The following is a 13,058-nucleotide window of genomic DNA, read 5'->3' as shown; positions in this document are numbered from 1 at the left end:
GTACAACCCCGCACGTCCAGGTCATGAGGAGACCCATGAACCAGCAGAGAATCAACGACGATTCCGCTCTCCCCACGGGACGCATGCCGCGCCCCGTCATGTTCGTCATCGTCCTGTGCGCGCTGGTCGCGCTGCTGGACGGATTCGACACCCAGGCCATCTCCCTCGCGGCCCCGGACATCGGCGCCGCCTGGCAGCAGGAGCCGTCGGTCTTCGGCACCGTCTTCGGCATCGGACTCTTCGGCGGTCTGATCGGGGCCGTCGTGGCCGGTGTCATCAGTGACCGCGTCGGGCGCCGGCCGCTGGTGCTCGCCGGGGTCCTGGAGTTCGCCGTCCTCACCCTTCTGACACCGGCGCTGGCGACGTCGATCGGCTCGCTGGAGGTGCTGCGGCTCTTCACCGGTCTGGGGCTGGGCGCCGCCGTGCCGGGCATCATCGCGATCACCAGCGAGTACACACCCGCGAAGTCCCGGGCCTCGGTGGTGGGCCTGATGTGGTGCGGCTTCCCGATGGGCGCGGTGATCGGCGGCGTCCTCGCCGCCTGGCTGATCCCCGACCACGGCTGGCAGAGCCTGTTCTACGTCGGCGGCGTGGTCCCCCTCCTGGTGGTGCTGCTCCTCTGGTTCCGCCTCCCGGAGTCCGCCCGCTTCCTCCAGGTGCGCGGTGACACGACGGCCGCGTCGAGGACCCTCGCAAGGCTGGGCGTCCAGGCCGAGGACAGCGGCCCGCAGGCGGGCACGGACTCCGCACGCTCCCCGGTGGCGGACCTGTTCCGGCAGGGCCGGGCCGCCACCACGCTGCTGCTGTGGCTGGCGAGTTTCCTCACCCTGCTCATGGCCTACTTCCTCACCACCTGGCTGCCCAGCCTCGCCACCGGCGCCGGCATGCGCAACGCCCTGTTGGCCGTGTCCACCCTCAACCTCGGCGGCGTGATCGGCTGCGTGCTGATCGGCCGGCTCGCCGACCGGTACAACGCGGCCCGCGTGATCGCCGGCGCCTACGTGCTGGGAGCGATCGCCGTCGCCCTCATCGGCAGGGCCGGATCGTCCGGCACGACGCTGCTCGTCGCCACCTTCGTCGGCGGCCTGTTCGCCGTGGGCGCGCAACTGTGCTCGGTCGCCCTCGGCGCCACGCTCTACGAGACCCGGCTGCGCGCCACCGGCGTCGGCTGGGGCATCGGGGCGGGCCGGATCGGCGGCATCCTCGGTCCGACGACGGGCGGTGCGCTCATCGGCGCCGGGGTCACCGTCCCCACCCTCTTCCTCCTCGCCGGAGCGGCCGCCGCGGCAACAGGCCTGGTGCTCTTCGCCCTCAGCCTGGTGCGACGCCATGCCGACGGCCGGGCCCCCGCCCCGGCGTCCCTCGACAACAGGGTCGTCACCTCCTGAACCGAACGTCTGGAGAACAGCAATGAAGATCGTCCCCTTCGACGACACCAACTGGACGAAGGACCACCCCACCGGAGCCGTGCTGTTCCAGCACATGCTCAAGGGCGAACCCGGCACGCCCGAGAACTTCATGTACACCCTGGGCCGGCAGGACGCCGACTTCCACATGCCGCGGCATCGCCACAACTTCGAGCAGATAAGGCTCCCGGTCAAGGGCGACATGAACCTCGGCCGCGGTCTGGTCCTGGGGGAGGGACAGATCGGCTACTTCCCCGAAGGCCTCTCCTACGGCCCCCAGGACGACCCGCTCGGCAAGGCTGCGCCCGGCGAACGCCTCCAGCTGGTCCTGCAGTTCGGCGGCGCCTCCGGATACGGCTTCATGAGCATCGAACAGCGCCGCAAGGCCTGGGACGAACTCCTGGAGCACGGCACATTCGTCGGGCCCTACTACCACTTCGACAACGGCAAGGTGCAGTGGGGCCTCAACACCATCTGGGAGCATGTCTTCGGCGAGCATCTGAAGTACCCCAGGCCGCGCTACAAGAACGTCCAGATCGCCGACCCGAAGCGGTTCAACTGGCTGCCGGTGCAGGGCGCCGACGGCGTCGAGCGCAAGTTCATGGGCGCCTTCTCCGAACGCGGCGTCTGGATCGAACTGATCCGCATGACGAACGGAGCGGAGTGGACCAGCCAGGACGACCGGGCCCGCCGCCTGCTCGTCATACTGTCCGGCACGGGCACGGGCACGGGCACGGGCACGGGCACCGGCTCCGCGGAGGGCACCGGCATCGCCCCCCTGACGGCCATCCAGGCCGACCCCGGCGAGACGCTCCACCTCTCCGCCTCCTCCGCACTGGAGGCCTTCGTGATCGGCCTGCCGCCGATCGTGCTGCCGCGGACCGAGTCCGCGGAGTACGACCTGGACGAGATGCCCGAGCAGCCGGAAGCGGAACAGGCATCGGCACAGCCGCAACAACCTCAGCCCGCGGCCTGACAACTCGCGGCCCGTCATCCCGTGCGCACGGCACCGCTTCCCCTACGGTGCCGTGCGCACGTCCGCGTCGCACCGCACGCACCACCACCGAGCCAGAAACGGACACATGGAACCCCTGCTCCTCAAGGACGCCTCACACATGGTCGACAGCGCGCTGGAACACGGCCGCGCACTCGGCTGCCACCCCCTGACCGTCGCCGTCCTCGACGCCGGCGGCCACCTCCTCGCCCTCAAACGCGAGGACAACAGCGGCATCCTCCGTCCGCAGATCGCCCAGGCCAAGGCATGGGGCGCGCTCGGCATGGGCGCCGGAAGCCGCAACCTGGCCGGCCGCGCCACCGAGGCACCGGCGTTCTTCCAGTCCCTCACCACCATCTCCGACGGCCGCATCGCACCGGTCCCCGGCGGCGTCCTCGTCCGCGACGGCGAGGGCCATGTCATCGGCGCGGTGGGCGTCAGCGGGGACCATCCCGACCGGGACGAGGCGTGTGCGGTGCACGCGATCGAGAGTGCCGGGCGCGTGGCCGATGCCGGCTGAGACGGCGACGCCTTGGCGTACCAGCACGCACAGGGGGGTCGGGCACGAGCTCCTCCTGACAGATCGCGCCTCGACGACAACGAAATCTGCTCGCCGACATCGCAGCTCAGGGGAGTCGGTTCCGGATACGCGCCACCGGTGCCCGACACCGCCGCTGCCGTCCCGGACGTCGTGTCAGGCGGTCTTGACGGATCCGCCGTCGATCAGCAGGTCCGTGCCGGACATGGCGGCCGCCGGCGGTGAGGCGAGGTAGGTGACGGCCGTGGCGACCTCGGACGGTTCCAGCAGGCGGCCGATGGTCATGCCCGTCGCGGCCGGGAGCTGGACCAGCAACTGCTCCTGGGTGACCCCCATGGAACGGGCCAGCTCCGCGCCGTAGCCATCCGGGCTCTCCCACATCGCGGTACGCACCGCGCCCGGCGAGATGGTGTTGACGCGCACACCCTGCGGTCCGAACTCCTCCGCCAGCGCCTTGCCGAAGGCGGTCAGCGCGGCCTTCGCGGTGGAGTAGGGGACGGGCCCGGCGTGCGGCATCCGGGCGCTGTTGGAGGAGATGTTGATGAGTGTCCCGCGGCGGCGCAGCAGGCTGGGCAGCGCCGCCCGGCTGGCCCGCACGGCGGCCAGGAAGTTCAGGTCGAGGGAGTGCTGCCACTGCTGGTCGGTGAAGGAGAGGAAGCCACCGGTCCGGCCCTCTCCGCCGTCGCCGCCGCCGACGTTGTTGACGAGCAGGTCGAGGTCGCCGAGTTCGGTGGTGGCGCGGTCGATCAGCCGGGCAGGGGCGTCCGGGTCGAGCAGGTCCACCGGTATGGCCAGGGCGCCGGTCTCCTTCAGCTCCGGGGTGATGGTGCGGGCGGCGGCCGCCACGCGAACGCCCTCGGCGGTGAGCGCTTGGACGATGGCCAGTCCGATGCCGCGGCTCGCGCCGGTGACCACGGCGGTGGTGTTCGTCAGCTGCAGATCCATGGATGCACTCCTGTCGTGACAATGAGCTTCTCGCAACTCCACTGACGCCCTAAAGCTATTAACTGCAACATAATGATGCAAGTAGTCAGTGATCCGCGTCCTCGATGTACTGTCTGGTCCATGGAGACGAGGGGGCGCGCGCTGCGTGCCGATGCGGAGCGGACGGTGCGGACGATCCTGGAGGCGGCGGAACGCGTGCTGGCCGCCGACCCGGCGGCGACCATGGAGCAGATCGCAGCGGCGGCCGGGGTGGCCCGCACCACCGTGCACCGGCGCTTCGCCACCCGCGAGGCACTGGTCGAGGCGCTCGCGACCTGGGCGACCGAGCGGTTCCACCAGGCCGTGGAGGCCGCCCGCCCGCTCACCTCCCCGCCGCTGGTCGCCCTGCACCAGGTGACCGCCAACGTCCTTCAGGTGAAGATCGGCTGGAGCTTCGCGATGAGCCGGACCGCTCCGTCCGACCCCGAGGCGGCGCGCGTGCATGCCGACGTCCTGGCCCAGTGCGATCAGCTCCTCCGCCGCGCACAGGAGGCCGGCCTGCTGTCCGCGGACACCGACCTCAAGTGGGCCCGCCGGGTCTACTACGCCCTGATCCACGAGGCGTCCGAAGAAGGGCGGGACGTGGTCGACATCGGCGCCGTCGACCAGCTGGCCGCCCGCGTGTTGGACACCCTGCTGCACGGATTCGGGCCACCGGTGCAGACCTTGCCGCGAGGCCCGGTCATGGGAGTCGGCCCCTCCGGTTCCGACGCCGACGGGCGCCCTCGATCGCACTGACGCGACCGCCCGGGCCCGCCGCGGTCCGAGCTGCAACCCTGTGCTCGGCGGGCAGCAGGCCACGGATCATCGGCAAGCGCGAACCACCGGGTCGATCCCGATGCCTCGGCCCCGCTCCGGATGCGCGCGCGGTATCCATCGAAGCCGACGCGGACCCCGACGTCCGAACCCACTCCGTCTGCGACCGGAACCTACGGCCCGAGGTCACTCGATACCGACTACAGCGGCGAAGTCGCCGTGGTCGACGGTGCCGTGACGTTCACTTCCATCGTGGTGGGCTTGGGGAACATCCTGTCCAAGGGACCTGCCCGCGTCTTGGGCGGCAGGTGCTGAGGAGCTTCGGACGATGGGGCGGGGCGCCCCGGAGGATTGAAGTCGTGTGAGAAGGATGGACGACGAATGGACGTGTACGTCGAGGCGACCCTCGATCCGCTCGGTGCGGCCGAACGGGGGGCGGCTGCGGCCGATTGGTTCGAGAAGGCGTTTTCCGGGCCGCTCGCCGAACTCTCGTACCAGGAGGAGCGCACTGAACACGGTGTGCACTCCGGGACTTCCATTCGACAGTCCGAGGGGAGCCGGCGTCTCCATCTCTCCCACCTCGGAAGGAATCGCGCGCGACTGAAGGAAGAACTGGAGAAGAGCCCGGACTGGGTCGTCACGGAGTTCTACGGTGACGACACCCTTGGCCGGGTGCAGTCCTCCTACTTCCCGGTGGAGGGGGAATGGTCCAAGTTCGTCGTCGCGCTCCAGGCAGGACCCGCGCGCCTCGCCGATCCGACGTACTGCACAGGACTCGTGGAATTCCTTGCGCTGGCGCTCGACGCCCTCAATCCAGCGTTCGCCCGCATTGAGCGAGACGTGTTTTCGGACTGGTCCAACATCGAGGCCGTCCTCAACCGTGACCTCGACGAGTCCCTGCCTGAGGACCGGGAGTTCCTGCGCGGCTATGCCTGGGTGACGGTGTGCCCTGGGGAGTTGGCGCAGCGACTGGGCGGCGCAGCGGCATTGTCTGCTTCCGGGGCGTTCCACCGAGTCGTTCCGCTCGGAGCCGGCGGGGTGCTGCTGCAAGCCTCGGAGACGGTGGCCGGGTACACGGACGAGGTGATGGAAGGGGTGTTCACCGCGCTCGCCCGGGTGCTGCCCGAGGGCGAACCCCAGGCGGATCCAGCCCATCCCACCACGCGCTTCGTGCCGCGGGACGCCGGCCAGGCTCGCTGAACGACCGGGGTGTCCTTCCGTGCTGAGGACGCCGGCGTAGATCGATGGCCAGCAGTACGTGTTGCCGACGCGTGGGCAGGAGGACGCCCAGGCGGGGGACGACGTCACTCCGGCTACGGATCCTGATCCGGCGGAGTATCCCGCGGCCGGACTGGAGGAGGAACCCGAGGCACGGGAACCCGTCGACGAGGACGAGCAACTACTACTTTTCGACGAGTCACGTTGACGTCGTCAACAAATGTACATGTTGATGGTGTGATCGCTCTTGTGTACGGTTGCCTGCATGACGGAGAATTCCGCCTCGTCCGCTGGCCCACTGGTCACCGGTTCCGAGATCGCCAGGCTGGCGGGCGTCACCCGCGCGGCCGTCTCGAACTGGCGGCGACGCTACGACGACTTCCCGGCACCCGCTGCCGGTGGCGTCAACAGTCCGCTGTTCGACCTGGCCGAGGTGCAGGCCTGGCTGGACGAGCAGCGCAAGGGGCAGGACGTCGCGGTGGACGTGAAGCTCTGGCAGGCGCTGCGTGGAGTCTACGGTGAGGACATGATCGGCGGGCTCGCGGACGTCGCCCGTCTCCTCGCAGAGAGGGAGGTGTCGGCAGAGCTGCCGGCCGATGTCGCGGGCCTCGCGCTTGAGCTGGCCGAGAGCACCGGCGCGGCCGAGGTGGTGAATGCCCTGGCGGAGAGATTCACCGACTCTGTGCGCAGGGCTGGATCCGACCAGGTCACGTCACCGCGGATGGTTCGTGCCGTACGCCACTTCGTCGGCGAGGTGGCCGCCGACGCGACCCTGTTCGACCCGGCCTGCGGCATCGGCACCTTGCTGTTGGCTGTCGGCCCTGAGCACGGGCTCACACGCCGGGGACAGGAGTCGGATGCCCGCAGCGCCCTGTTCGCGCAGCGACGTGCCGATCTCACCGGACGTATCGATGTGGTCGTCGCCGCCGGAGACTCGCTGCGCGACGACCGATGGGCGGAGCTGAGGGCCGACCTGGTCGTCTGCGATCCGCCGGTCAGTGAACCCGACTGGGGGCGCGAGGACTTGCTGCTCGATTCCCGCTGGGAATTCGGCATCCCTTCGCGTGCCGAAGGTGAACTCGCTTGGCTCCAGCACGCCTACGCGCACACCGCGCCCGGTGGTCGCGTTCTCATGGTCATGCCCGCCTCGGTGGCCTACCGCAAGGCGGGCCGCCGCATCCGCGCCGAGTTGGTCCGACGGGGCGTCCTCACTCAGGTGACCGCCCTTCCGCCGGGCACCGCGGCCTCACACGCCCTCCCGGTCCACCTCTGGCACCTGCGCCGCCCGCGGGCTCTGGGCGATGGCGTCACCGTCGTCCGCATGGTCGATCTGACGGCCGGAGACCTGGATGGCTCCCTGGAACCCGACCCCGGCCAGTTGGCGGAGGTTCCCCTGATCGATCTGCTCGACGAAACAGTGGATCTCACACCCGGCCGTCATGTCGAGGAGTCACATCGCGATTACACGCTTGAATACCGGTCGCTGCGAAGGGAGTTGACTGAGAACCTGCAACTCCTGGCGGAACTGCTGCCGGTATTGGCCGCCGGTGACAGCCCTGGATCCCTGGAGGCGCCCACCGTCAGTGTGGCCGACCTTGCCCGCGCCGGGCTCGTCCAGTACGGAGATCCGGAACCGGTCTCGGTCAGCGACCAGCTCGACACCGACTATCTTCAGGGCTTTCTCCGCAGTACCGCCAACATCCGGCGCTCCACGAGTGCCAGCGGAACCTTTCGCGTCGACGGCAAGGGTGCTCGCGTTCCGCAGATGACCATCACCGATCAACGCCGGTACGGTGCGGCCTTTCGTGCGCTCCAGGAGTTCGAGGAGCGGGCGCGCAGGGTGGCGGAACTGAGCCGGGACGTGGCCAGCCTGGCCAGGGACGGTCTCGGCAACGGGGCGCTCAAGCCCGAGAGCTGATCGCCGGCAGGAACGGACTGGCGGCCCCGCTCCATGAGACTGCCAATGCCTCCCGCGCTCGCGTGCAGGCCACGAACAGCAGGCACCGCTCCCGCAGCAGATCCGAGTCGTGCTGCAGCGCGTCCACGGAGGCAGGCGTCACCTCGCGGGCGAACGGCACGGCACCAGCCGTCGCCCCCAGAACGGCGACGCAGCGGAACTCCAGCCCCTTCATGGCGTGCATGGTGGCCAGCCGCACCCCGTCGACGGCCGCCCCCGGGTTGTCCCTGACCCGGACCACCGGCACCTTGGCCGCGGCCAGCTTGTCGTACGCCTTGTCCAGCAGCACGTTGAAACGGGCGCACACGCCGATCTCCGAAGGACGGATGCCCTGGGCCAGCCAGCCCTGGACGCGCTCGACGAGAGCCGTGACCTCGGCCTGCTCGGAGCCGTACCCGTCCGTGTGCGGCCTTCGGCCGTGCAGCAAAGAGCGGTAGCCGGCGAGGCTGTCGGTGCCCTCTCCACCCAGGTCGTCGACCGACACAGGGCTGAGGATGCCCGTCGACCAGACGAGGATCTCCTCCGTGGAACGGTAGTTGACGCGCAGACGGTGAGTGCGTCCGGTCACCGAGATACCAAGGGAGCCCAGCGAGACCTTCGAGTCGTAGATGCGCTGATGGGGGTCGCCCGTGATGAACAGGTCGTCGCTGCCGGACGCCACCGAGGCGCGCAGGACCCGCCACTGGGCGGGGTGCAGGTCCTGGGCCTCGTCGACCACGACATGGTCGTGCGTGGGCGCCGAGCCGACCAGCAGGTCGGCCGCCCGCGCGCACACCTTCAAGTGGGTGGTGGTTCTCTGGTTACGCAATATCGACTCGAACAACTCGATGGCGGTCCACAGTTCGTTGCGTCGCGCCGACGGCAGAGCACTCCCGCGGCCTCGCCGGACGGCGGTGCGATAGGCCTCGGGGGTCCGCAGGTCCTGGGCGAGGATGACATGCCGGTACTCCTGAGCCAGAAACTGCTCGGACCACGGCAGCCCCAGCTGTTTGACGACCCGCTGCCACAGCTGCCGCTCCTCCCGGTCGTTGAGGGGGGAGGGGGACTTGCCGTCGAGGCGGGTCACCACACCGTGCGCATGGGCGTTGACCGTGGTCACGTCGACGCGGGCGAGGAGGGTGTCGTCGCCGTCCAGAAGCAGGGACAGGTTCTCGCGCAGTGCGGCGGCCAAGGCGTTCGTGTACGTGGTGAGCAGCACCCGGGTGTCGGGCGAGCGCGCGAGCAGATGCTTGACCCGGTGCAGGGCCGCGACCGTCTTGCCGGTGCCGGGACCGCCCGTGACCTGGACCGGGCCGCCGTACGACACCCGGTAGGCGACGCGGCGCTGCGACGGATGCAGGAACACCCGCCAGGCCGCGAACGGCTTCTCCAGGATGCCCGCCAGCTCTTCGGGGCCCGAGACCAGGGTGATACGGCTGGCGGTGTTGGCGATGGCGACGGCGAGACTCTTGTCCGGGTCAGGTCCCGCGTCGACCGGGCGGCGTACGGCGACCACGTCCCGGTACACCTCTTCGGGACTGAATCCCTCCGCGAGGTACTGGAGCACCTCGCACTGGTCCTCCGGCAGCAGCGTCTCGAACGCCTGGAGCTGCGCCTTGTCGATGATGGTCCGCACCGCCCGCAACACCTGGTCGTCGATGCCGAGTTCGCGCAGCACGGTGTCCGAGTACTTGGCGAAGAGCAGGGAGTCGGCGGCTTCCGCGGCCTTCTCCAGGGCTGGAGTCAGCTGCTCGATGGCCACCACGTTCCGGACTTCGAGCGCCCGCGTCGCGGAGTTCGTCGTGTACAGCCGCTTGGCCGCCCAGGAGTACGCGTCGTCGTGCCGCACGACGTTCACGAGCAGGAACACATCGCTGCCGTCGTCGGGCGCGAGGACGACGCCACGCCAGAAGTCGTTGATACGGATGGTCCGCATCCGGGTGTCCTGCGCATTGTGCACGGACTCCAGGTGGAGGCCTTTGTCCGCCTGCAGCTGGGACACGGTGAGCAGCTGGAACTTCTGCATCGCCTTGCGTACGCCGGCTTTTACGGGCTTCTCCAGGACGTCGTAGCTCTCCCAGAAGCTGTTGGCGAACGCGAGCTGCGGCACGAGGTGCACTCCCCACCCTGGACGGACACTCCGCAGTCGATCATACGCGCGGGGTGTTCGCCGTTCCTATGCCTGTGTCCGTCATCCGGCTGGCCACCGCCGCGATGTCCGCGAGCAGCGCGTACGGTTCCTGGTCGAGGTCGAGGGCATGCTGGTGGAGGAGGATGCCGGCGTGACGTACCTGGTGGGCGGCGTGGGAAGCGTTGCCCTTCGCGTACACCAAGTGGCCCTCGCGCAGGCCGAGGGCCGTGCAGTACGCCAGCATCTGATACAGGTCTGAATCGGGGTAGCCGTCCCGTTTCTCGGCCTTGTACTTGGCGTCCGCCACCGCACACGGCACTCCGTCCTCGCCGTACAGCACGAAGTCGGGCTTCATCCGGATCGCGGCGGCCGAGTCGAGGTGGTGGGGATCCTGAAGACGGGCCGTGCGACCGGTACCCCGGAACACCTCCCGCAGTGCCACCGTCACGAAGTCCTCGAAGAGCTTGTTCATGTCGAACAGGAACCCGTCGACACGGAGCCCGCCCGGTGCGTGTTCGGCAGAGACTCCGTCCAGGACGGCGCAGGCGAGGTGCAGGGCGTGGTGGTAGCGGGAGTTGAGGCGGCTGGGCTGCCAGGAGGGGAGTGGCTGCCCACGGACGATGGGGCTGACATCGGCCAGGCGGAAGCGCTGGTGGGACAGCCTGCGGCGCACCTCGCGCGGGACACCCGGCAGACGCAGCAGACGTTCGACGGCGGCCCGCAGGATGCGGTTCTCCGCGATGTCGGTGGTGAACTCGTCGTACGCCACCTCCACCGGCAGGGTCATACCGAAGCGTCGCCGTATCTGCTCCGCTTCCCGGATACGTCCGCGTACGACGAGGGCGGTCTCCTCCGTCGCCCGGTAACCCTGCAGCAGACCCTGGCGCAGGGCACGGTCGACCTGCCGCTCCACGGCGTGGGCGAGTGCGGGCAGCACCTCGCTGTGCTCCGCGACCGACACCTGCCCGTCACGCCAGGGGCCTTTCGGGTCGAGGCTGTGACCGAGCAGGAAGAAGAGCCGGGTGACGTGCACCTTCGGTGTGACGCGGACGGTGACCCGCTCACCGGTACCCGGTGCGGTGACGGTCACGGCGCCGACCTTGCTGCCGGCCCGCAGCGACCAGCGGCCCGGGGTGTACGGGTCCGGGGCGGCGTCCACGATGCGCGCGTCGGCGAGAGCCCGGCCGACGACATCCGGCAGCGGAACGGAGACGGCCGGTGCGTGTTCGACGAGATCCACGGACTCGACGGCCGCTACGGGCCCGATGTCGGCGTTCACGCCAGTGACTCCCGCAACGCCGCGAGCCCGTACCGCTTCTCGATGTCCACGCCCTCCCCGTAGTGGTGTTCCTCCAGCAGAGGCAGGATCTTCGTCCGCCAGGTCCGCTCCAGACCGCCCTCCCGATAGACACCCTTCTTCATCAGATACGAGGGCCCGATACGGAAGTCGGCGTCGTCGATCCGGGAGTTGAGCGCGTCGAGCAGATCGGCGGGCTCGCTGTCCTTGCTCTCCTTGGTCAGCCAGCGTCGCAGCAGCCCGCTCGTCGGTTCCGTGCGCGGGGAGAGCTCGACGAAGGCGAAGCGGCGGCGCATCGCCGCGTCCACGAGCGCGATCGACCGGTCCGCGGTGTTCATCGTGCCGATCACGAACAGGTTCGGCGGCAGCGCGAAGTCCTCGCCGGAGTAGGGGAGCCGGACGGACTTATTGCGGTATTCGAGGAGGAAGTACAGCTCGCCGAACACCTTGGCCAGGTTGGCGCGGTTGATCTCGTCGATGATCAGGAAGTGCGGGATGTGCCGGTTACCCTCGCTGCCTGCGAGGGCGGCCAGCTCACGCAGCGGACCAGCGGTGATCCGGAAGGCGACCTCGTGGGTGTCCGGGTCCTCCTTCGGCCGGAATCCCTCGACGAAGTCCTCGTATCCGTAGGCGGGATGGAACTGGACGAGTTTCACCTGCTCGGGTCCACCGCCCAGGAACTCGGCGAGTTTGAGCGCCAGATACGTCTTGCCCGTGCCCGGCGGGCCGTACAGCACCAACTGCCGCTCGTCCGCCAGCAGATCGCGTACCTCGCGCAGCCACTCCTTCTCGTGCACCAGGAGTTCCGCCGACAGCTCGTCCGTGGGGTCCGGCAGCTCCAGCTCGCGGCGGGCGACCAGGGCAGGGATCTCCACACTGGGGTCGCGTTCTATGGCTTCGGCCTCCTCCACCAGCTCCTCGTCGCTCAGGCCGAGCCCCTCGACAAGGGCTTGGACCGCGGAGAGGTCGACGACGTCGTGCTGGATCGACAGCTTCTGCTGAAGCTCCTCCGGCAGGTCGTTGTACGGGTATCCGGTGGACTGCCAGTCCACCGGCCGGCGCAGGTTGGACCGCCGGTCCTCGGACTCCGTCTGTTCCGGCTCGCCGGTGATCTCACCGACATACAGCTGCCCGCCGGAGATCGTGCACACCGTGTCGCCGGGCCTGATACGGGAGAGGAAGGCGTGCAGCGCGTCGACGAGCTGCTGCTTCTGGCTGTAGGTGGCCGTCGATTCGTAGTCCTCCTGGACGAAGGTGCGCAGGTCGTCCTTGCTGGTGGACTGTGTGATGCCCTGCCGCAGATGGGAGGCGGCGAGGGTGACGAGTCCTTCCGGGAGCCACAGGCGCTGGACCAGATCGAGCCCGGTGACGTTCGAGCCGCGGATGAGCCAGGGGCGGTTGGGGCCGGCCGACGCCTGCCCGAGATGCGCTGCGAGAGACAGTCCGTCGGTGGCGGACTTCCATGCCCCCCATCCGTTCGTACTGCACCCCATGAGGATTTCGGCTGCACCCGACGGTGACGTGAACTCGATGTCCTCGATGGTCTCCAGCCATCCGGGCCAGCGCTCCGACTCCCGGATCGCTCCCTCCTCGATCAACTGCCGCCGCCTGCGAAAGGAGGGCGGCTTGCGCACGGCGAACGAGGGCACCGCCTCGGCCCGGACCGGGGAGCCCGCCAGCACGACGAATTTCCGGCTTCCCTTCGCGCCTCTCTCAGCCAGGAGTCGCCCACGAGCCACCGGCCCGCCGTTCGGCAAGCGCAGCCGGAACTCCGGGTATGCCTCGGCCATGGAACTCC

The 13,058-nt window shown here is 69.3% G+C and carries 10 protein-coding genes; 6 read left to right on the top strand and 4 right to left on the bottom strand.

Translation table 11 applies throughout. The annotated features are described in order from the left end of the window. Positions 1 to 35: 35 nt before the first annotated feature. From ABT137_RS17780 to ABT137_RS17770, 3 genes are all read left to right on the top strand, one after another. Positions 36 to 1,388, top strand: a complete 1,353-nt coding sequence (locus ABT137_RS17780; protein ID WP_351709522.1) for an MFS transporter — start codon at positions 36 to 38, stop codon at positions 1,386 to 1,388. Between the two features lie 22 nt (positions 1,389 to 1,410). Continuing rightward, a complete protein-coding gene (locus tag ABT137_RS17775) occupies positions 1,411 to 2,382 on the top strand; it encodes a hypothetical protein (protein ID WP_351709519.1) in 972 nt (323 codons plus the stop codon). Between the two features lie 106 nt (positions 2,383 to 2,488). Then, positions 2,489 to 2,920 (top strand): GlcG/HbpS family heme-binding protein, encoded by a 432-nt coding sequence (locus ABT137_RS17770; protein ID WP_351709516.1) that lies wholly within the window; start codon positions 2,489 to 2,491, stop codon positions 2,918 to 2,920. A gap of 174 nt (positions 2,921 to 3,094) precedes the next feature. Here ABT137_RS17770 and ABT137_RS17765 read toward each other — a convergent pair whose 3' ends face one another. Continuing rightward, positions 3,095 to 3,883: an SDR family NAD(P)-dependent oxidoreductase gene (locus tag ABT137_RS17765; protein ID WP_351709513.1), complete on the bottom strand. Its 789-nt coding sequence runs from the start codon at positions 3,881 to 3,883 to the stop codon at positions 3,095 to 3,097. 120 nt (positions 3,884 to 4,003) lie between these two features. On the opposite strand from ABT137_RS17765, the gene ABT137_RS17760 reads away from it, so the two are divergent. From ABT137_RS17760 to ABT137_RS17750, 3 genes are all read left to right on the top strand, one after another. Then, the gene (locus ABT137_RS17760) at positions 4,004 to 4,660 is read left to right on the top strand and encodes a TetR/AcrR family transcriptional regulator (protein WP_351709510.1); all 657 of its coding nucleotides are present in this window, start codon (positions 4,004 to 4,006) and stop codon (positions 4,658 to 4,660) included. 399 nt (positions 4,661 to 5,059) lie between these two features. Beyond that, positions 5,060 to 5,878, top strand: coding sequence for a hypothetical protein (locus ABT137_RS17755; RefSeq protein ID WP_351709507.1), 819 nt, complete (start codon positions 5,060 to 5,062; stop codon positions 5,876 to 5,878). Between the two features lie 283 nt (positions 5,879 to 6,161). Further along, positions 6,162 to 7,814, top strand: coding sequence for an N-6 DNA methylase (locus ABT137_RS17750; protein ID WP_351709504.1), 1,653 nt, complete (start codon positions 6,162 to 6,164; stop codon positions 7,812 to 7,814). Here ABT137_RS17750 and ABT137_RS17745 read toward each other — a convergent pair. Genes ABT137_RS17745 through ABT137_RS17735 form a run of 3 tightly spaced genes read right to left on the bottom strand, consistent with a single transcriptional unit; the run spans position 7,798 to position 13,050 of the window. Further along, positions 7,798 to 9,942, bottom strand: a complete 2,145-nt coding sequence (locus ABT137_RS17745; protein WP_351709501.1) for a UvrD-helicase domain-containing protein — start codon at positions 9,940 to 9,942, stop codon at positions 7,798 to 7,800. The genes ABT137_RS17750 and ABT137_RS17745 overlap by 17 nt on opposite strands. Positions 9,943 to 9,982: 40 nt before the next feature. Beyond that, complete coding sequence (locus ABT137_RS17740; protein WP_351709498.1) at positions 9,983 to 11,242, bottom strand: McrC family protein; 1,260 nt, start codon at positions 11,240 to 11,242, stop codon at positions 9,983 to 9,985. Then, positions 11,239 to 13,050, bottom strand: coding sequence for a DUF4357 domain-containing protein (locus tag ABT137_RS17735; RefSeq protein ID WP_351709495.1), 1,812 nt, complete (start codon positions 13,048 to 13,050; stop codon positions 11,239 to 11,241). Before ABT137_RS17735 ends, ABT137_RS17740 begins: the two co-directional genes overlap by 4 nt. Positions 13,051 to 13,058 lie beyond the last annotated feature (8 nt).

This window comes from Streptomyces sp. NPDC001980 (genome assembly GCF_040296885.1).
In the GTDB taxonomy this organism is placed as follows: Bacteria; Actinomycetota; Actinomycetes; order Streptomycetales; family Streptomycetaceae; genus Streptomyces.
This window is presented reverse-complemented; position numbering and strand designations above follow the sequence as displayed.

Coding starts and splice junctions, on each gene's coding strand:
- ABT137_RS17735 (WP_351709495.1), bottom strand. CDS start 13,050: ATGGCCGAGGCATACCCGGAGTTCCGGCTGCGCTTGCCGAACGGCGGG.
- ABT137_RS17755 (WP_351709507.1), top strand. CDS start 5,060: ATGGACGTGTACGTCGAGGCGACCCTCGATCCGCTCGGTGCGGCCGAA.
- ABT137_RS17780 (WP_351709522.1), top strand. CDS start 36: ATGAACCAGCAGAGAATCAACGACGATTCCGCTCTCCCCACGGGACGC.
- ABT137_RS17775 (WP_351709519.1), top strand. CDS start 1,411: ATGAAGATCGTCCCCTTCGACGACACCAACTGGACGAAGGACCACCCC.
- ABT137_RS17765 (WP_351709513.1), bottom strand. CDS start 3,883: ATGGATCTGCAGCTGACGAACACCACCGCCGTGGTCACCGGCGCGAGC.
- ABT137_RS17770 (WP_351709516.1), top strand. CDS start 2,489: ATGGAACCCCTGCTCCTCAAGGACGCCTCACACATGGTCGACAGCGCG.
- ABT137_RS17750 (WP_351709504.1), top strand. CDS start 6,162: ATGACGGAGAATTCCGCCTCGTCCGCTGGCCCACTGGTCACCGGTTCC.
- ABT137_RS17760 (WP_351709510.1), top strand. CDS start 4,004: ATGGAGACGAGGGGGCGCGCGCTGCGTGCCGATGCGGAGCGGACGGTG.